Below are 17984 nucleotides of genomic sequence, written 5' to 3'. Positions count from 1 at the left end.
CGACCGGCTCAGCGGGTCATGCTGTTGAGGTTGCGCGAGACGCTGGCATCGGACAATCGCTCGGGATGCGGGGTCACCGGCTGCGCATGGACCGCGACGATCACCTCGCCCGTCCCTTGTGCGAAGGGGTGCCGCACCACCCGATAGCCGCCGCCCTGTACCAGGTGGCGCAGGACCGCGCTGTGCGGATAGGCGTCGCGCGCCCGGTCGCGCACGATCACCGCACCCGCCGTTCCGATGCGGTCGAGAATGGCGGCGGCTTCGGCAGGGTCATGCGCGATCAGGTGATAGCCATGCCCCATGAAGTCGCTGCCCGACAGCCATTGCGACGCCCGCGCGGTCCAGAGCCTGCGGGACCCGCGATCCTGATAGGCGGCCTCGGCGATGATCGCCCCCTCGCCCCCTGCGCGCCCATCGACCAGCCAGATGCCGGGCGCATCCCGCATCGCGGCGACGATCGCCGGGGCCGCCATATCGCGCTTGGGGGCCATGGGGATCAGCGTCATGACAGGCGCGATCGACGCGGCCACCGCCAGCATGCCCGCCGCCACGCGCCCCTGCCCGCCACGTCGCCAGACCAGCACCAGCGTCAGGGCGATCGGCATCACCATCCAGGGGATGGCGGGCAGCATATAGCGCGGGTCGAGCGCGACCGGCACGATCGACTGAAACGCCAGGGTCGCGACGATCACCGCCACCGCCAGCCGCACCACCGGCCGCGCCTGCGCGTCCCGCCACCCCATCCCGATTCCCGCAATCGCCAGCACCAGACCGACCCAGCCCAGATCGTCGACCAGCGCCGCGCTGTTGGTCGACAGCGCCAGCCACGCATAGGCCGCCCCCGGCGCATAGTTGAATCCCCCCGCCGAAATCCGGAAGGACACATAATACCAGGGCGCCACCACCAGCAGCGTCGCCGCCGCCACCGCCCATAACCGACGATCGCGCAGCAGATGCCAGCGCCGCGCCAACAGGATCTCGATCGCCGGGACCAGCGCGATCAGCGCGCCATTGCCCTTCACCAGCGGCGCGAACGCCGCCAGCGCGCCGAACAGCAGGAAGCGCCCCCATCCCGGCCGCTCCGCCGCCCGCAGCCAGGCGATCGCGCCCAGCCCAACGACCAATGCCACCGGCTGATCGAGCAGAAAGGATTGCGCGCTTTCGATCACCAGCGGCGACAGCAGCATGGCGAACGCCGCCGCCAGCCCGACGCGCGGGTGCCCCGTCCGCGCCAGCCCCCACAACACCAGCACACAGGGCAGCCCCGCCACGAACGCACTGAACATGGCGGCGGCCAAGGGCGAGGGCCAGATCAGCGCAAAGCCGGGTGCGAGCAGCGCATACCAGCCCGGCGGCCAATGCCCGATCGATAGCTTGGGGTAATGGACATAATAATCGCGCGCAAAGCCCATCGGGCTAGGCAGCCCGGCACGCAGCCAGTCGGCCAGGAACAGCGTATTGACGTAATGCGCCGATTCATCGGGGCCCAGGAAACTGCCGGTGATCCCACCCATCGCCCAGGCCAAAACCAGCGATGCCAGCCCCAGCATCACGGCCGCCCCGATCGTCCAGACCCAATGCCGCATGCTCCATCCCCCCGTCAGACGAGGCGCGATAGAGGGTGACGAACCGGCGATATAGGGAAATCTGGATGCCCCGTGAGGATTCGAACCTCAATTAACGGAGTCAGAGTCCGTGGTCTTACCTTTAGACGACGGGGCATCGAACAGGGGCGTGCCTCTAGGCGGCCGAATCGATGCTGTCAACCCGATTTACACGCACGCGCCGCCCCCGCGTCTTGTCGTGCGGGCACCGACTCGCTACCTTGGGGTCCAAGCACCGGCGAACGCTCATGTTCGTGACGGATAGAACAGAATAAAGCGAGATACGGCGATGGGGGATGTTCCCACCCGAAGGCCGTACCGGCAGGCCAAGCCCCCTGCCCGTTCGGCACCCCCCCGGCCCCAGCGTGGCCGGTGGTCGGATGCGCAGGCCTATGCCGCGCTCGACCTGGGCACCAATAATTGCCGGTTGCTGATCGCGCGGCCGCAGGGCGGCGGCTTTGCCGTCGTCGACGCCTTTTCGCGAATCGTCCGGCTGGGCGAGGGGCTGGCGACCACCGGCCGCCTGTCCGATGCCGCGATCGACCGCACCATCGCCGCGCTGCGCGTGTGCGCCGACAAGCTGAAGCGCCGCAACGTCACTTTGTCGCGCGCCGTCGCGACCGAGGCATGTCGCCGCGCCGCCAACGGCCCCGCCTTCATCGCGCGGGCGCTGGCCGAAACCGGCATCCACCTCGACATCATCTCGGCGGAGGAAGAGGCGCGCCTCGCCGTGCTCGGCTGTCATGCGCTGATCGAGCCGGGCGAAGACCCCGCGCTGATCTTCGACATCGGCGGCGGCTCGACCGAGCTGGTGCTGGTCGACACCCATGGTCCCAGCCCCCGCATCCTCGACTGGCATTCGGCGCCCTGGGGCGTCGTCTCGCTGACCGAAAGCGCAGGCGGCGGCGAGGGCGAGGCGGGGCGGCTGGCCGCCTATGCCCGGATGCGCGGAATCGTCGCGGACAGCTTCGCCGATTTCGCCGCGCGCCTGCCGAAGAATCTCAAGCGCCCCCGCCTGCTCGGCACCAGCGGCACGGTGACGACGCTGGGCAGCGTGCATCTGGGGCTCAGCCATTATGACCGTGCCGCCGTCGACGGGCTGATCGTGCCCACGTCCGCGATGCGCACGATCAGCGCCGACCTGTCGCGCAAGAGCCTGGCCGCGCGGGGCAAGGTGGCGTGCATCGGCCCCGAACGCGCCGATCTGGTGGTGGCGGGCTGCGCCATACTGGAGACGATATTGGACCTCTGGCCCGCCGAGCGGCTAGGGATCGCCGACCGCGGGATTCGCGAGGGAATCCTGCGCCGTTTGATGGGAATCGCCAGACCGTGAGCAGAGGCAATGCAGGGCTGCACCAGCGGGTGCGCACCGCGCGGAAGCGCACCGCCCAGTCGACTCGCTGGCTTGAGCGCCAGTTGAACGACCCCTATGTCCGCCGCGCCAAGGCGGAGGGCTATCGCAGCCGGGCAGCCTACAAGTTGATCGAGCTGGACGAGCGGTTCGGCTTCCTGCGCGGCAAGAAGCGGATCATCGACTTAGGGCTGGCGCCGGGTGGCTGGAGCCAGGTCGTGCGGCGCCAGGTCCCGAACGCCAGCGTGGTGGGCATCGACCTGTTGCCGGTCGACCCGATCGACGGCGTCACCATCTTCGAGATGGACTTCATGGACGATGCCGCGCCCGACACGCTGATGAACGCGCTGGGCGGCGCGCCCGACCTCGTCATGTCGGACATGGCGGCCAATACCGTCGGCCACCCCCAGACCGACGCGCTGCGCACCATGGGCCTGGTTGAGACGGCCTTCGCCTTTGCCTGCGACGTGTTGTCGCCTGGCGGCGTGTTCGTGTCGAAGGTCTTCGCGGGCGGCGCCGACTCGCAACTGGTCGCCGAAATGAAACGCCACTTCGCCACCGTGAAGCACGCCAAGCCGCCGTCGAGCCGCAAGGGTTCGGTGGAATGGTTCGTCGTCGCGCAGGGGTTCAAGGGGCGGAAGACGGCGGTGGTGGAGGATGCTTCGGAGGAGTGAGGGGGGAGCGGCGGGGTCCGCTTTCGCCCACTTGCGGACGTTCGTGGCGCGTGTTGTTCTGACGTATGCGCCGCTGGCTACCGCTCCTCTGTGTCGTCCTTTTGGCCGCCTGTGTCACCCTGACAAGTCTTTGGTTGACTGCGGAAAGCCGCCTTCGCCACTTGCAGCAAGAGGTCCGTAATCCACTGGATGCACCGCTAGAGCGTCGGGCCTACGCGATCAAAGCTCGGGTAGAACGTAGCACGGCCAGAGAGATCGAGGACTTGCTCCTGCCCGTGACGGTGTCCTTCCCGGATCGCAATTGCGTCGAGCTGCGGCCGCGCTGGGGAGTCGTCGGCGGCACAAGCATGACCTGCTTCTCAAACCGGACCGGCAAGCTTTTGTACCACGCCAGCATCGGCGAATGAACGGCCGCTAACCACTAAAAGTGGACATTTGGTTCTTCCCACCCCCGTTCAGCCTGAGCGAAGTCGAAGGCCACGGGATAGCGCTCGCGGCATAGGTTCGGGGAGTGCACTTCGACTTCGCTCAGTGCGAACGGAGGCTGGGGGCGAGGCGAACGGGGGAGGTTCCCCCCTCACACCAACGCGTTCACCGCCTCCATGAAGCGCATCAGGCTGATCGGCTTGGACACGTAGGAATCCGCCCCCGCCGCGCGGATGCGGTCTTCGTCGTCGCGGCCCGCATAGGCGGTCACCGCCATCACCGGGATGCGGCGCAGTTCCTCGTCCGCCTTCAGCTCCAGGATCAGCTCATAGCCGGTCACATGCGGCATCTGGATGTCCATGATGATGAGGTCGGGCTCCACCTCCCGCGCGCGCGCCACCGCTTCGCGCCCGTCGCGCACCGGCTCGGCGATGAAGCCATGGGCGCGCAGCAGATCGCAGAAGAGTTTCAGATTGAGTTCGTTGTCCTCGACAACGAGCACCTTTCTTGTCACGCCCGCTCCACCATTACCCAAAGTGACGATAGGCAATGCCCGGACCGGATACAATCGAACCCGCACGGATAGAGGGGGCCATGGCACTGGCGCTGCAGGCTTTGGTGTGGACGCTGCAAAGCCCGTCGCGCGCCGAACGCCTGCTGGCGCTGACCGGGCTGTCGGTCGAGGAGTTGCGCGGCGGCGCGGGCGAGCCCGGCGTGCTGGCGGCGATCCTGGCCTTCCTGGAGGGGCATGAGGCCGATCTGATCGCCTGTGCCGAAGACCTGGGCGAACGGCCCGAGGCGCTGGTCGCCGCGCGCCGGGTGCTGGAGGCCGCATGAAGCCGCTGCTGATCTGCGACTGCGACGAAGTGCTGGTGCATATGGTCCGGCATTTCCGCACCTGGCTGGACGAATCGCACGATATCGACTTCGCGATCGACCGGCATGATTTCTTCGGCGCGATGACCCGGCGGAACGGCGAGTCTGCGCCGAGCCAGGCCGAGGCCTGGGACCTGCTCCACGGCTTCTTCCCCGGCCAGATGGAGCGCCAGACGCTGGTCCCGCACGCGGCCGAGGCGCTGGCGGCGCTGGGGGCCCAAGCCGACATCGTCATCCTGACCAATTTGATCGAGGAATGCCGCCAGCCGCGGATCGAGCAACTCGCGCGCTTCGGCATCCATCACCGCGTCCAATGCAACAATGGCGGCAAGGGCGAGCCGGTCGCGCGACTCGTTGCCGAGCATGGCAACCCCGTCACCGTCTTCGTCGACGACCTGCCCCAGCATCACGCCTCGGTCGCGACCCACGCGCCGCAGGTCCACCGGCTGCACATGGTGTCGGAGCCCGAAATGGCGCCGCACGTGCCCCCGGCGCCGCACGCCCATGCGCGGATCGACGATTGGCGCAAGGCCGAGGCCTGGATCGCGGCGCGCTTCGCCGAGAGGCGGCCCGCCACGGCTTGACGCCAACGGGGCGAGCGCGCCATGTCTCGCCCCATGACCACGCATATCGATCGCGCGCTCGAGCAGCTCGGCCTCACCCTGCCGGAGGCTGCCGCCCCCGTCGCCGCCTATGTCCCCGTCGTTGAGGCGGGTGGGCTTCTCCACATTTCGGGCCAGCTGCCCTTTATCGACGGCCAGCTCGTCACCGGACGACTGGGCGACGGCGTCTCGCTGGAAGACGGGCAGAAGGCGGCGCAGGCCTGCGGCCTGATGCTGGTCGCCCAGATCAAGAAGCATCTCGGCGGCGACCTGACCCGCGTGAAGCGGATCGTGAAGCTGGGCGTGTTCGTGAATTCGGCCGGAGATTTCGTGGACCAGCCCAAGGTCGCCAATGGCGCGTCCGAGCTGATGGTGTCGCTGTTCGGTGAAGCGGGGCGTCATGCGCGCTCGGCGGTCGGCGTGCCGGTGCTGCCGCTGGGTGCGGCGGTCGAGGTAGATGCGATCGTCGAATTGGCTTGATTTTCCGGGGTGGGGTCCTTGCGGCCCTGCCCTCCCCCATCCCCTCCCGCCTGCGGGAGGGGAGCGATACCTGGCGGGCGTCTTCCCGCCTTCGCGATGGAAGCTTGTCGTTGCAGCGAAGCACGCCCCTCCCGCAGGCGGGAGGGGATGGGGGAGGGTCCGCTTCCACAAGCCACCCGCTCGCCCCCTTGTCCCACCCCATCCCACACCGCATATCCCACCGCGATGACCACCGCCGTCGCGCGTATCCTGTCCGGCGTCGCCGCCCTGCCCCCCGACCAGTGGGACGCCTGCGCAGGCACGGCCAACCCGTTCGTCTCCCATGCCTTTCTGACCGCGCTGGAAGACTCGCACAGCGTCGGCGGCCGCTCCGGCTGGACGCCTGCCCCGATCGTCATCGATGGCCCGGACGGCCAACCCGCCGCGATCGCGCCCGCCTATCTTAAGGCGCATAGCCAGGGCGAATATGTCTTCGATCATGGCTGGGCCGATGCCTGGGAGCGCGCCGGGGGGCGTTATTATCCCAAGCTTCAGATTGCTTCGCCCTTCTCGCCGGTGCCCGGCCCCCGGCTGCTCCTGCGCGATCCCGCGCTTGCGCCTGCGCTGATCGCGGCGATCGAGGCGGTGACCGACCAGAACGAGCTGTCCTCCGCCCACGTCACCTTCGTCGCCCCCGATCAGGTGCCGCATTTCGAGGCGGCGGGCTGGCTGATCCGCGAAGGGGTGCAATTCCACTGGCGCAATGACGGATACGCCCATTTCGACGATTTCCTGAACGCGCTCGCCAGCCGCAAGCGCAAGGCGATCCGCAAGGAGCGCGCCGCCGCCGTCGAGGGACTGACCATCCGCCACCTGACCGGCAACGACATCCAGCCGGAGCATTGGGACGCCTTCTGGGTCTTCTATCAGGATACGGGCAGCCGCAAATGGGGCCAGCCCTATCTGACCCGCGCCGCCTTCGACCGGATCGGCGAGCGGCTGGGCGACAAGGTGCTGCTGATCCTGGCGGAGCGCGACGGCATGCCGATCGCGGGCGCGCTCAATCTGATCGGCGAAGATACGCTCTATGGCCGCTATTGGGGCGCGGTCGAGGAGGTGCCCTTTCTCCATTTCGAACTCTGCTATTACCAGGCGATCGACGCCGCCATCGCACGCGGGCTGGCGACGGTCGAAGCGGGGGCACAGGGCGAGCACAAGCTGGCGCGCGGCTATGTGCCCGTGCCGACCTGGTCGGCGCATTACATCCCCCACCCCGCCTTCCGCCGCGCCGTTGCCGAGTTCGTGGAACGCGAGCGTCAGGCGATCGAAGCGGAAAGCGAGTATCTGGGCGAACTCACCCCGTTCCGCCGGGGGTGAGGCTCAGTCGTCGTCCTTATCCGCCGTCGCCTTGCGCCGGGCGGGGGCGCGCTTTTCTTCCTCGGGCAACGGGCGGCTGAGCAGTTCATAGGCCGCCGGGTCGATGATCGGGCGGCGATCGTCGATCCGATAGAGCACGCTGTCGCCCTCGCGCCAGATCGGCGTCAACCCGCGCGTCAGGCTTTCGTCATAGCGCGGCGCATGGACCAGCCAGACATAGTCGAACGCATCGCGCGGCAGCAGCTTCAGCGCGGTGTCGACCGGCCGCCACCATTGCCCGCGACAGCGCCGCTGGGTCACGATCTCGGACGGGTCGTGCGCGAACCGCTTGGCCGGGGCATAGCGCACCGTCAGCAGCTGTCCGCCCGCCATCGACCATTGATCATTGGCATAGGCCAGCTTGCGCTCCAGCGCGAGGCCCGCGACATGCTCCAACCGGCTCGACGGCCAGACATCGGCGCAATATTGGCGGCCCACAAAGGTCAGCAACCGCGCGCGCGGCGGCACATGATCGAGCGCGGTCAGCACCCGGTCATAGTCGTTGCTGTACATCACATAGCTGACCGTGGTCGCGCCGATCCGCACGACGAAGAACAACAGGCCGACGATCGCCAGCGTCGACGCCCCGCGCAACGACAGCCCGCGCCGGGGACGCAGCGCGATCAGTGCGATGGCGAGGACATAGGGGGCGAGGCGCATATCAGCATAGGCCGATCCGAAGACGACGCGTGGCAGCAGCAGATAGACGACGAACAGGAACGCCGCCGACAGCACCAGATTGCGCGAATATTCGACCCGCTCGTCGCGCACGCCCTTGAGCAGGACGAGGAACAGCACCGTGACCGAGGCGAGGTCGAACGCCATCCAGCGATCGCGCAGGACCATGGTTACCCAGTTGATCTTCCAGCGCCAGTTGAACCAGTCGCCGGTCTTGCCGGTCACGTCCGCACCCGACCGCCACAGCACCATCAGCACCATCGGCAGCGCCAGCGGAACGCAGCCCAGCCCGGCATGGAAGGCCGACTCGGCCCAGCCCTTCACCCCGCGCGCACCCTTCGCCCGGCGAATGTCGTGCTGGCGGATCAGCTCGGCCGAGAAGGCCAACACGCCTAGCACACCCCAGCCAAAGGTATGCGCGACCCACAGGATGCACGACAGCGGCACGAAGATAATCGCGCGCAGCCGCACCGCATGGAGCCGCCCCATGCGCAGCCACAGCGCGAACAGGTTCAGCGCCAGCGCCATCGCCAGCGCGAAGTTCACGAAGCCGAACTGGAAGGGATAGCTATAGGCCAGCGGCAGCGCGAACAGCGCGGTCGCCGGAATGCGCCCCTGCACCTCGCGCGCGATCCACAACAGGCCGGTGACGGTCAGCACCGGAATGGCGATCACGATCAGCTTGACCGCGAGTTCGAGCCCGAAGATCGGCGCCAGCGGCTCGATCAACAGGTCGATGCCCAGATTGCCGATCATCTGCCATTCGAAGCGATACCAATGCGCCAGCCAGGGCTGATGCGCATATTCCAGCTGGACGCGATACCGCCCCATATGGCCCGGCAGGTCGACCAGCGGCGGCACGGTCGGCCAGAGCAGTGGTACGGCGGCGAGCAGCGCCATCGCCGCGACGAACCACCGCGTCTGCCACCAGTTGAGCTTTCCCCCATTCATGCCGGTCGGCCTAGCGGATCACAGGGGGCTTGGACAAGACGAACGCGCGTTGCAGTGCGGCGAGTGGTTGCGGGCGGCGATCGCAGCCTTTGCCGGGATGACGGTGTCTGGATGACAGGCAGCGAAAAGGGGCGGACAGGTTGCCCCGCCCGCCCCTTCGGCAATCCGCTCCGGAACCGGATCAGTCGCGGTCGCGACGGCCCAACAGGCGCAGGCGCAGCGCGTTGAGCTTGATGAAGCCCGCCGCGTCGCGCTGGTCATACGCGCCCTGATCGTCCTCGAAGGTGACGACCTTTTCCGAGTAGAGGCTGTAGGGCGACTTGCGGCCGGTGACGATCGCCTGGCCCTTGTACAACTTCAGGCGGACGGTGCCGGTCACCTTCTCTTGGCTGTGGTTGACGGCGGCCTGGAGCATCTCGCGCTCCGGCGAGAACCAGAAGCCGTTATAGACCAGCTCGGCATAGCGCGGCGCGAGTTCGTCCTTTAGATGCGCGGCACCCCGGTCGAGCGTGATCTGCTCGATGCCGCGATGCGCCAGCGCATAGATGGTGCCGCCCGGCGTTTCGTACATGCCGCGGCTCTTCATGCCGACGAAGCGGTTCTCGACCAGGTCGAGACGGCCAATGCCGTGGCGACGGCCCAACTCGTTCAGCTTGGTGAGCAGCGTGGCGGGCGAGCAGGCCTCGCCGTTCAGCGCGACGCCGTCGCCACGCTCGAAATCGATGGTGATGACCTCGGGCACGTCGGGCGCGTCTTCCGGATTGACGGTGCGCGAATAGACGTAATCGGGCACCTCATCCCACGGGTCCTCCAGCACCTTGCCCTCGGACGAGGTGTGCAGCAGGTTCGCATCGGTCGAGAAGGGCGCCTCGCCGCGCTTGTCCTTGCTGACCGGAATCTGATGCGCCTCGGCGAATTCGATCAGCTTGGTGCGGCTGGTCAGGTCCCATTCGCGCCACGGCGCGATGACCTTGATGTCGGGGTTCAGCGCGTAATAGCCCAGCTCGAAACGGACCTGGTCATTGCCCTTGCCGGTCGCGCCATGGCTGACCGCGTCGGCGTTCACTTGTCTGGCGATCTCGATCTGGCGCTTGGCGATCAGCGGCCGCGCGATCGAGGTGCCGAGCAGGTACGTGCCCTCGTACAGCGCATTGGCGCGCATCATCGGGAACACGTAATCCTTGACGAACTCCTCGCGCAGATCGTCGATGAAGATATGCTCGGGCTTCACGCCCGCCATCTCGGCCTTCTTGCGCGCGGGCTCCAGCTCTTCGCCCTGGCCCAGATCGGCGGTGAAGGTCACGACCTCGCAGCCATAATGCTGCTGCAGCCACTTGAGGATGACGCTGGTGTCGAGGCCGCCCGAATAGGCGAGGACGACGCGCTTGATATCTTCGCTCATGGCAAAGTCCTTGATGAAGAGGGGATGGATTTGCCTCGCGCCCTATGCGCTGTCGCGGTCCCACGCAACCTTGGCGTCGCGTCGTTCATTGCGCGGACAGCCAAAGGCCGTCAGGAGCGGCCGGGATGATCCGTTCAGGAGTTTCACGCATGACCCGTTTTCTCGTCGCCGGTCTGATCGCCGCCACGCTGGCCACCCCCGCCCTGGCACAGGACACCCGCGCCTCGGCCGCCGCCAAATTCTCGCGCGAGTTCAAGGCGCGCGACACCAATCATGACGGCGTGCTGACCAAGGCCGAGGTCAAGGCCGCGATCATGAAGATGGGCAACGGCAAGAAGCAGATCGACGCGGTCCATGCCCAGCGGCTGACCGATCTGTGGTTCGACAAGGCCGACGCCAACAAGGACGGCAAGGTGACCGAGGCCGAAGCCCAGGCGCTGCTGTCGCGCACCTTCGACGAATATGAAGCGGCCCGCGCGGCGCAGCGTACGCAGCAACCGGCAGGCCCGGCGGCCGGGCCGAAGGGGCGGTAAGCACCAACCGAGGCCGCCCACAAAAAAGGCCCGGTGCGTTGCCGCACCGGGCTTAGGTCGTCCGCAGGAGGAACGTCGTGGGGTGCGGGGGTTCTCTTCGCCCCCGCTCCCGATCAGTTGTAGGCGCGCTCGCCGTGCTCGCCGAGGTCGAGGCCTTCCTGCTCGACTTCCTTCGAGACACGCAGCCCGGTGACCGCCTTGGCGACATACATGGCGATGACGGTGCCGATGGTGGCCCAGACGATGGTCGTGCCGACCGCGCCCAGCTGCACCAGCAGCTTCGAGCTCATGACATAGTCGGCCGCACCCGGGCCGCCCAGCGAGGGCGCATAGACCACGGCCGTACCGATCGCGCCGATCATGCCGCCGATGCCGTGCACGCCGAAGGCGTCGAGCGCATCGTCATAGCCGAGCTTGGGCTTGAGGACCGACACTGCATAGAAGCAGATGACACTGGCGATGGCGCCCAGCACGATCGCGCCGAACGGGCCCGAGTTACCGGCCGCCGGGGTGACCGCGACCAGACCGGCGACGATGCCCGAGCAGAAGCCCAGCGCCGAGCCCTTATGCCCCGCCAGACGCTCGGCGAGCATCCAGAACAGGCCACCCGACGCCGTCGCGACGAAGGTGTTGATCATCGCCAGACCCGCCGAACCATTGGCCTCCAGCGCCGAGCCCGCATTGAAGCCGAACCAGCCGACCCAGAGCAGACCGGTGCCGACACCGGTCAGCGTCAGCGAGTGCGGGGGCATCGGCGTGGTCGGATAGCCCATGCGCTTGCCCAGGATCAGCGAGGCGACCAGCGCCGAGACACCGGCGTTGATGTGGACCACCGTACCGCCCGCAAAGTCGAGCGCGCCCGCCTTGAAGAACAGGCCCGACGAGGCCCACACCATGTGCGCGATCGGGAAGTACACGATGGTCAGCCACACCGCGACAAACGCCATGACCGCCGAGAACTTCATCCGCTCGACCACCGAGCCCAGGACCAGCGCCGCGGTGATCGCGGCGAAGGTCATCTGGAAACAGATGAAGACATATTCGGGGATTTCGACGCCCGCCGTGAAGGTCGCCGCCTGGCTGGCGGGCGTGACGCCCTTCAGGAACGCCTTGCCCAGCCCGGAGATGAAGTTGGACGCGCCCCCCGACACGTCCGGCCCGAAGGCCAGGCTATAGCCGTACATCACCCAGATCAGCATCGCGAGGCACGCGGCCGCGCCGATCTGGGTCATGGTGGACAGCATGTTCTTCGCGCGGGTCAGACCGCCATAGAACAGCGCCAGGCCCGGCAGGATCATCATCATGACCAGCACGGTCGAGGTGAGCATCCAGGCGGTGTCGCCCTTGTTCACCGTCGCGGCCGGCGCGGCGCTGGCGGGCGACTGGAGCGCGACGGCATCCTGCGCCCAGGCGGGCAGCGCGACGAACAGCGTCAGGCCGAGGCCCGCCGCGCCGGTCGCCAATTTGGTGACGTGCTTCATCGAAATCCCCCCTTGCTCAGAGTGCCGATTCGTCGGTTTCGCCGGTGCGGATGCGCACGGCCTGGCCGACATCGAGCATGAAGATCTTGCCGTCGCCGATCGCGCCGGTGTTGGCGGCGGCCTGGATCGATTCGACGACACGGTCGGCGATCTCGGACGCGCAAACGACCTCGATCTTGATCTTGGGCACCATGTTGGTGCTGTATTCGGCGCCGCGGTAGATTTCGGTCTGGCCCTTCTGCCGCCCGAACCCCTTGACCTCGGTCACCGTCATGCCCGCCACGCCCAAGGTGGTGAGCGCCTCACGCACCTCGTCCAGCTTGAACGGCTTGATGATCGCAATGATCAGCTTCACCTGTGCCCCCTTTGCGTTACCCGCAGACAGGCATCGCAAGGGGTGTGCCAGTTTACGATTTCGTTACTTTTCCACGCAGATTCGCTTGCGGGCCGGGTGATCGGCCTGTTGCGACGCATCAAAAATTCAGCATATCGCCGCCACTGCCCAAATTTCAGGCACAAATGGGAGCAAAGCCGTCCGCCACCTGTTGGCCTTTCAGGCAGGGCGAGACAGGAGCACATCATGGCCGATACTTCCGGCGAACCGCTGGCCGCGACGGTGGCCGACGCCCTTGCCGAGCGGGGCGAGGCGGGGATCGCCTCGATCCTGTGGCTGGGCATTGCGGCGGGCGTGCAGATCGGGTTCGGCGGGATCGCCTATCTGGTCGCCAGTGCGGGCATGCCGTCGGGGGCGGGCGCGACGCACCTGTTGGCAGGACTCGCCTTCTCCAGCGGGCTGATGCTGGTGATGGTGACGGGCGCGCACCTGTTCACCGGCCATGCGATGCTGTCGCTGCCGCTCGCCCAGGGCCGGGTGACGGGCATGGGGCTGGTCAAGGCGCTGGGGCTGGTCTGGCTCGCCAATCTGATCGGCAGCCTGATCGTCGTCGGCCTGTTCATCGCGGCGGGTGGGCCGGAGGCCATGGACGGCACTGTCGCCGCCGTGGCCCGCGAAACGGCGATGACGAAGGTCGCCAAGCCCGGCGGCACGCTGATCGCCTCGGGCATTCTCGCCAATATGCTGGTGTGCCTGGGCGTCTGGATGGCGAGCGGGGCAACGACCGTCGCGGGCAAGATCGTCGCGGTGATCGCGCCGGTGACATTGTTCGTCGCGGCCGGATTCGAACATTCGATCGCGAACATGACGCTATTGCCGCTGGGCTGGGCGCTCGATCCGGCGGAGGTGTCCTTGGGCGGCATCGCGCACAATCTGGCGCTGTCGACGCTGGGCAATCTGATCGGCGGCGGCGCGATCGCGCTGTTGCTGGGTGCGGGCCATGGGGCGTTGAAGAAGCGAGCCTAATTCCTCCCCTACAAGGGGAGGTGGCAGCGCAAAGCGCTGACGGAGGGGTGTCCCGGTTCGCGAGGTCGGCCCATTCTCGCCACCGGCTACACCCCTCCACCAGCTTCGCTGGTCCCCAGTGGCCGGTCGATCATGCCCCCGGCATGATCTGGATTGCCTGGGAGGCAATCCACCTGCCACTCCTTGCAGGGGAGGATGTTTACGCCGCCAGCGCGGTCCCGCCGACGGTCAGCCCCTCGACCAGCAGCGTCGGCTGGCCCACGCCCGCAGGCACGCTCTGCCCGCCCTTGCCGCAGACGCCGATGCCCTCGTCCAGCGCGAAGTCGTTGCCGATGCCCGTCACCTTGGTCAGCACGCTGGGCCCGTCGCCAATCAGCGTCGCGCCCTTGATCGGCGCGCCCAGCCTGCCATTCTCGATCCGGTAGGCCTCGGTGCAGGAGAAGACGAACTTGCCCGACACGATATCGACCTGACCGCCGCCGAACGACTTGGCGAAGATGCCGTTCTTCACCCGCGACAGCAGCTCGGCGGGATCGTCCTGCCCGCCCTTCATGAAGGTGTTGGTCATGCGCGGCATCGGCGCATGGGCAAAACTCTCGCGGCGGCCGTTACCGGTCGGGGCAACGCCCATCAGCCGCGCGTTCAGCCGGTCCTGCATATAGCCCTTGAGGATACCGTCCTCGATCAGCACGACTTCGCGCGTCGGCGTGCCTTCGTCATCGATCGACAGCGAGCCACGCCGGTCGGCCAAGCTGCCGTCATCGACCACGGTGACGCCGGGGGCGGCGACCCGCTCGCCGATGCGCCCCGAGAAAGCCGAAGTGCCCTTGCGGTTGAAGTCGCCCTCCAACCCGTGCCCGATCGCCTCGTGCAGCAGCACGCCGGGCCAGCCCGGCCCCAGCAGCACGGTCATCTCGCCCGCAGGCGCGGCGACCGAGTCAAGATTGACCAAGGCCTGACCCAGCGCCACGTCGATGCCGCGCTCCCACGTCTCGCGCGCGACCAGCCGGTCGTACAGGTAACGTCCGCCGATGCCGAAGCTGCCCGTCTCGCGCCGCCCATTCTGTTCGACCACGACCGAGATGTTGAGCCGCACCAGCGGCCGCACGTCCGTCGCGACGAAGCCGTCGGCGCGGACGATCTCGACCACGCTCCAGCTGCCGGACAGCCCGACCGACACCTGCACGACGCGCGGATCGCGGGCACGGGCGGCGGCGTCGATCGTCTGGCAGAGCGACACCTTCTCGGCAAAGGGGATCAGGTCGAGCGGATCGGTGGCGGTATAAAGATGCCGGTTGGTCCCCTGCGGCGGCGGCGCGGCCGCGCCCTTGGCCGGGTCGATCAGCGCCATGGTCTGCGCGGCGCGCTGGATCGCGGCCTCGGACAGTTCATTGGCGTGCGCGAAGGCGGTCATCTCGCCCGACACCGCACGCAGCCCGAAGCCGGAGTGCGTGTCGTAGCTGGCGGTCTTCAGCCGCCCGTCGTCGAAGCCGAAGGCCTCCGACCGCTTATATTGCAGATAGAGTTCGCCATCGTCCGCACGTGACAGGGCGTTGGCGGTCAGCCGCAGCGCCGCATCGGGGTCCAGCGTGTCGCGGTAGAGGAACGAGCGGGGGTCGGTGGCGGATGTCATGCCACCGAATATAGGAGGCTCAGCGGCCCGCGCCATCCCCATGGTCGGGAAGCTGCGACTGGTCCGCGCCGTCCGCCGGGCCGCCGATCAGCACGAAGCGGCGATCGCAATAGCCGCAATCGACATAGCCGGTCTCGTCGATCTGAAGCCAGACGCGCGGATGGCCGAGCGCAGCGCCGCCGGGAATGTCGGTGGCACCGTCGCAAGCGACGCGGGTCTGGGTGACGCGGGTGGTTTCGGGCGGCGGCAACATAGGCTCGCGCGATAGCAAGGCGGACGCCCCCGTGCAATTGCCGAAAACCGGCTTGGCCTGTCCGCCGCACGGGCCTATCGCTGGGCCCATGACCGCCTCCACAGAAGCCGCCATTTCGATTCAGGGCATTGCCAAGACCTATCAGGGCGGCAAACGCGCGCTCGACGGGGTCAGCTTCGATGTACCGAGAGGGCAGATTTTCGGACTGCTGGGGCCGAACGGCGCGGGCAAGTCGACGCTGATCAACATCCTGGCGGGCTTGGTGATGAAGACCGAGGGCTCGGCATCGATCTGGGGCTTCGACATCGACCAGCATCCGCGCAATGCCAAGGCGTCGATCGGCATCGTCAATCAGGAAATCCTGTTCGACCCCTTCTTCACGCCGCTGGAGACGCTGGAGATTCAGGGCGGGCTGTACGGCGTGCCCAAGGCGCAGCGCCGCTCGATGGAACTGCTGCGCGCCGTGCATCTGGAGGACAAGGCCAACGCCTATTCGCGCACCCTGTCGGGCGGCATGAAGCGGCGCCTGATGGTCGCCAAGGCGATGGTCCATTCGCCGCCCGTCCTCGTCCTCGACGAGCCGACCGCCGGCGTCGATATCGAACTGCGCCAACAACTCTGGGCCTATGTCCGCTCGCTCAACGAACAGGGCGTGACGGTGGTGCTGACGACGCACTATCTGGAGGAAGCCGAGGAGCTGTGCGACCGGATAGCGATCATCAATCATGGCCGGTTGGTCGCCAATGAGCCGACCCGCGAACTGGTCGGCAAGGCGCAGGAAAAGATCGTCGCGGTCACGGTCGACCGCGATGTCGCGGTGGTCCCCGACCATGCCAGCTTCGGCAAGATCGTGCTGAAGGGCACACGGACGCTGGAAATCACCTATGCCAAGGACAAGGTCAATGCGGGCCAGGTGCTCGCGGCGGTGCAGGCGGATGGGTACGGCATTGTCGATGTGTCGACCAAGGAAGCCGATCTGGAAGACGTGTTCCTGTCGCTGACGCGGAGCGTGAGGGACTGAACCTAATTCCTCCCCTGCAAGGGGAGGGGGACCAGCGAAGCTGGTGGAGGGGTGTCCTGCTATCGAGAGGGCGACACCCCTCCGTCAGGGCTTCGCCCTGCCACCTCCCCTTCCAGGGGAGGAATGCGACACTCACCCCGCCCGCGCCAGATCGGGAAAGCCCGCCCGGAAGCCCGCGACCTTCGGCTTGTCCCAGCGGACGATGTACGGATAGGTCGGGTTGCGGTCGTAGAAATTCTGATGCTCGGCCTCGGCCGGGAAGAAGCGGCCTTGTTCGATCCGGGTCGTGATCGGCCTGGGGAAGGCATGGGCGCGGGTCAGTTGCGCGATATAGTCGCGCGCCACCCTCGCCTGTTCGGGCGACTGGGCGAAGATCGCCGAGCGATAGCTGGGGCCGTGATCGGGGCCTTGGCCACCAACCTGGGTCGGGTCATGCGCGATCGCGAAATAGACGCGCAGCAGCGTGGCGTAGGACACCTGCGCAGGGTCATAGGTTATGCGGATCGCCTCGGCATGGCCGGTCCGCTCGGTTGAGACGGCGGCGTAATTCGCATCCTCGCGGCGACCACCGGCATAGCCCGCCGTGACCGAGCGCACGCCCTTCACCCGCTCGAACACCGCCTCCATGCCCCAGAAACAGCCACCCGCCAGCACCGCCACCTGGGGCCGCGCGGACGCGGGGATATCGACCGCCGCCTTTGGCAGCGGCACGGCCCGTTCAGCTTGGGCGGGAAGCGAGGACAGCACGACCGCTCCAAATGCGGTCGCCGCCAGGGCGAGGCAGAAGGCATTGCGCATGCCCCGAATATGGGATGCGCCCGACGCTTCGGCTAGAGGTGGAACTTCCGGAGGCGTCTGTGGTTCTGCTCCGTGACGACCAGCGTCTTAGCGAACCGCCTCGACCGGTGCACTGGTGTAGCGGCTGGGCGCTTCGCCCGGATGCAGTACGACGAGGCCCAGGGCACCCAGCGCAAATCCGCCGGCGAACTGCCACACGAAGCTGGACTTGAGGAGGGCACGCATTCGTCTTCACCTGTCTTAACGGGTCGCCGCCATGTGGCCGGCGATCTTCCGGGCGCCATCTGGTCGATCGGCGCCGTTCCGACAATGGCGTTTATAGAAACACAGCATTAACGGCACGTGACCGTGTCGTTCACGCCACAGTTAAGCCATATTGCTGCGCCGCACCTAAGCGCGTGAAAAAGCCAGCCAATTCGGCATGTTGACCGAACCGACTGGCTTTCGTACCGCAGCGAGGCGGTAA

At 67.2% G+C, this 17984-nt stretch carries 18 protein-coding genes and 1 tRNA gene; 9 read left to right on the top strand and 10 right to left on the bottom strand.

Annotation, left to right across the window (positions count from 1 at the left end):
- Positions 1–8: 8 nt before the first annotated feature.
- Both U1H82_RS11420 and U1H82_RS11415 read right to left on the bottom strand, forming a co-directional pair.
- Positions 9–1586 (bottom strand): ArnT family glycosyltransferase, encoded by a 1578-nt coding sequence (locus U1H82_RS11420; RefSeq protein ID WP_322965036.1) that lies wholly within the window; start codon positions 1584–1586, stop codon positions 9–11.
- Positions 1587–1648: 62 nt separating this feature from the next.
- A tRNA-Gln gene (locus U1H82_RS11415) sits at positions 1649–1722 on the bottom strand.
- Between the two features lie 171 nt (positions 1723–1893).
- Between U1H82_RS11415 and U1H82_RS11410 the strand changes: the two genes are divergently transcribed.
- Both U1H82_RS11410 and U1H82_RS11405 read left to right on the top strand, forming a co-directional pair.
- Positions 1894–2937 carry a Ppx/GppA phosphatase family protein gene (locus U1H82_RS11410; protein ID WP_322965035.1) on the top strand — a complete coding sequence of 348 codons (1044 nt, stop codon included), beginning with the start codon at positions 1894–1896 and terminating at the stop codon, positions 2935–2937.
- Positions 2934–3629: an RlmE family RNA methyltransferase gene (locus U1H82_RS11405; RefSeq protein ID WP_322965034.1), complete on the top strand. Its 696-nt coding sequence runs from the start codon at positions 2934–2936 to the stop codon at positions 3627–3629. The genes U1H82_RS11410 and U1H82_RS11405 overlap by 4 nt, the downstream gene beginning before the upstream one ends.
- A gap of 577 nt (positions 3630–4206) precedes the next feature.
- Here the strand turns inward: U1H82_RS11405 and U1H82_RS11400 are convergent.
- A complete protein-coding gene (locus U1H82_RS11400; RefSeq protein WP_322965033.1) occupies positions 4207–4569 on the bottom strand; it encodes a response regulator in 363 nt (120 codons plus the stop codon).
- 80 nt (positions 4570–4649) lie between these two features.
- Here U1H82_RS11400 and U1H82_RS11395 point away from each other — a divergent pair, with 80 nt between their 5' ends.
- The 4 genes from U1H82_RS11395 to U1H82_RS11380 all read left to right on the top strand — a co-directional run bounded on the left by U1H82_RS11395 (position 4650) and on the right by U1H82_RS11380 (position 7369).
- Positions 4650–4892, top strand: a complete 243-nt coding sequence (locus tag U1H82_RS11395; RefSeq protein WP_322965032.1) for a DUF3572 family protein — start codon at positions 4650–4652, stop codon at positions 4890–4892.
- Positions 4889–5515 carry an HAD family hydrolase gene (locus U1H82_RS11390; protein ID WP_322965030.1) on the top strand — a complete coding sequence of 209 codons (627 nt, stop codon included), beginning with the start codon at positions 4889–4891 and terminating at the stop codon, positions 5513–5515. Before U1H82_RS11395 ends, U1H82_RS11390 begins: the two co-directional genes overlap by 4 nt.
- Before the next feature lie 33 nt (positions 5516–5548).
- Positions 5549–6013 (top strand): RidA family protein, encoded by a 465-nt coding sequence (locus tag U1H82_RS11385; RefSeq protein ID WP_322965092.1) that lies wholly within the window; start codon positions 5549–5551, stop codon positions 6011–6013.
- Between the two features lie 225 nt (positions 6014–6238).
- Complete coding sequence (locus U1H82_RS11380) at positions 6239–7369, top strand: GNAT family N-acetyltransferase (RefSeq protein WP_322965028.1); 1131 nt, start codon at positions 6239–6241, stop codon at positions 7367–7369.
- A gap of 3 nt (positions 7370–7372) precedes the next feature.
- Here U1H82_RS11380 and U1H82_RS11375 read toward each other — a convergent pair whose 3' ends face one another.
- The gene (locus U1H82_RS11375; protein WP_322965027.1) at positions 7373–9037 is read right to left on the bottom strand and encodes a hypothetical protein; all 1665 of its coding nucleotides are present in this window, start codon (positions 9035–9037) and stop codon (positions 7373–7375) included.
- A gap of 181 nt (positions 9038–9218) precedes the next feature.
- Complete coding sequence (locus U1H82_RS11370; RefSeq protein WP_322965026.1) at positions 9219–10439, bottom strand: argininosuccinate synthase; 1221 nt, start codon at positions 10437–10439, stop codon at positions 9219–9221.
- Positions 10440–10588: 149 nt separating this feature from the next.
- On the opposite strand from U1H82_RS11370, the gene U1H82_RS11365 reads away from it, so the two are divergent.
- On the top strand, positions 10589–10972 hold the full coding sequence (locus U1H82_RS11365; protein ID WP_322965025.1) for an EF-hand domain-containing protein: 384 nt from the start codon (positions 10589–10591) through the stop codon (positions 10970–10972).
- Between the two features lie 113 nt (positions 10973–11085).
- Here the strand turns inward: U1H82_RS11365 and U1H82_RS11360 are convergent, their stop codons facing one another.
- Together U1H82_RS11360 and U1H82_RS11355 are read right to left on the bottom strand one after the other, a co-directional pair.
- Positions 11086–12453: an ammonium transporter gene (locus tag U1H82_RS11360; RefSeq protein ID WP_322965024.1), complete on the bottom strand. Its 1368-nt coding sequence runs from the start codon at positions 12451–12453 to the stop codon at positions 11086–11088.
- A 16-nt stretch (positions 12454–12469) separates the two neighbouring features.
- Positions 12470–12808, bottom strand: coding sequence for a P-II family nitrogen regulator (locus U1H82_RS11355; RefSeq protein ID WP_042488306.1), 339 nt, complete (start codon positions 12806–12808; stop codon positions 12470–12472).
- Between the two features lie 225 nt (positions 12809–13033).
- Between U1H82_RS11355 and U1H82_RS11350 the strand changes: the two genes are divergently transcribed.
- The gene (locus U1H82_RS11350) at positions 13034–13813 is read left to right on the top strand and encodes a formate/nitrite transporter family protein (RefSeq protein ID WP_322965023.1); all 780 of its coding nucleotides are present in this window, start codon (positions 13034–13036) and stop codon (positions 13811–13813) included.
- A 199-nt stretch (positions 13814–14012) separates the two neighbouring features.
- Here the strand turns inward: U1H82_RS11350 and tldD are convergent, their stop codons facing one another.
- Positions 14013–15446, bottom strand: a complete 1434-nt coding sequence (tldD, locus tag U1H82_RS11345) for a metalloprotease TldD (protein WP_322965022.1) — start codon at positions 15444–15446, stop codon at positions 14013–14015.
- A 19-nt stretch (positions 15447–15465) separates the two neighbouring features.
- Positions 15466–15699: a zinc-finger domain-containing protein gene (locus tag U1H82_RS11340; protein ID WP_261268488.1), complete on the bottom strand. Its 234-nt coding sequence runs from the start codon at positions 15697–15699 to the stop codon at positions 15466–15468.
- A gap of 88 nt (positions 15700–15787) precedes the next feature.
- Here U1H82_RS11340 and U1H82_RS11335 point away from each other — a divergent pair, with 88 nt between their 5' ends.
- Positions 15788–16720: an ABC transporter ATP-binding protein gene (locus U1H82_RS11335; protein WP_322965021.1), complete on the top strand. Its 933-nt coding sequence runs from the start codon at positions 15788–15790 to the stop codon at positions 16718–16720.
- A 132-nt stretch (positions 16721–16852) separates the two neighbouring features.
- On the opposite strand, the gene msrA is transcribed toward U1H82_RS11335, so the two are convergent.
- Entirely contained in the window at positions 16853–17518 is a 666-nt protein-coding gene (gene msrA / locus U1H82_RS11330) for a peptide-methionine (S)-S-oxide reductase MsrA (RefSeq protein WP_322965020.1), read from the bottom strand.
- Positions 17519–17984 lie beyond the last annotated feature (466 nt).

This window comes from Sphingomonas fuzhouensis (genome assembly GCF_034659795.1).
GTDB classification, from domain to species: Bacteria; Pseudomonadota; Alphaproteobacteria; order Sphingomonadales; family Sphingomonadaceae; genus Sphingomonas; species Sphingomonas fuzhouensis.
The sequence above is the reverse complement of the archived record's forward strand: the minus strand, read 5'-3'. Positions and strand labels throughout refer to the sequence as shown.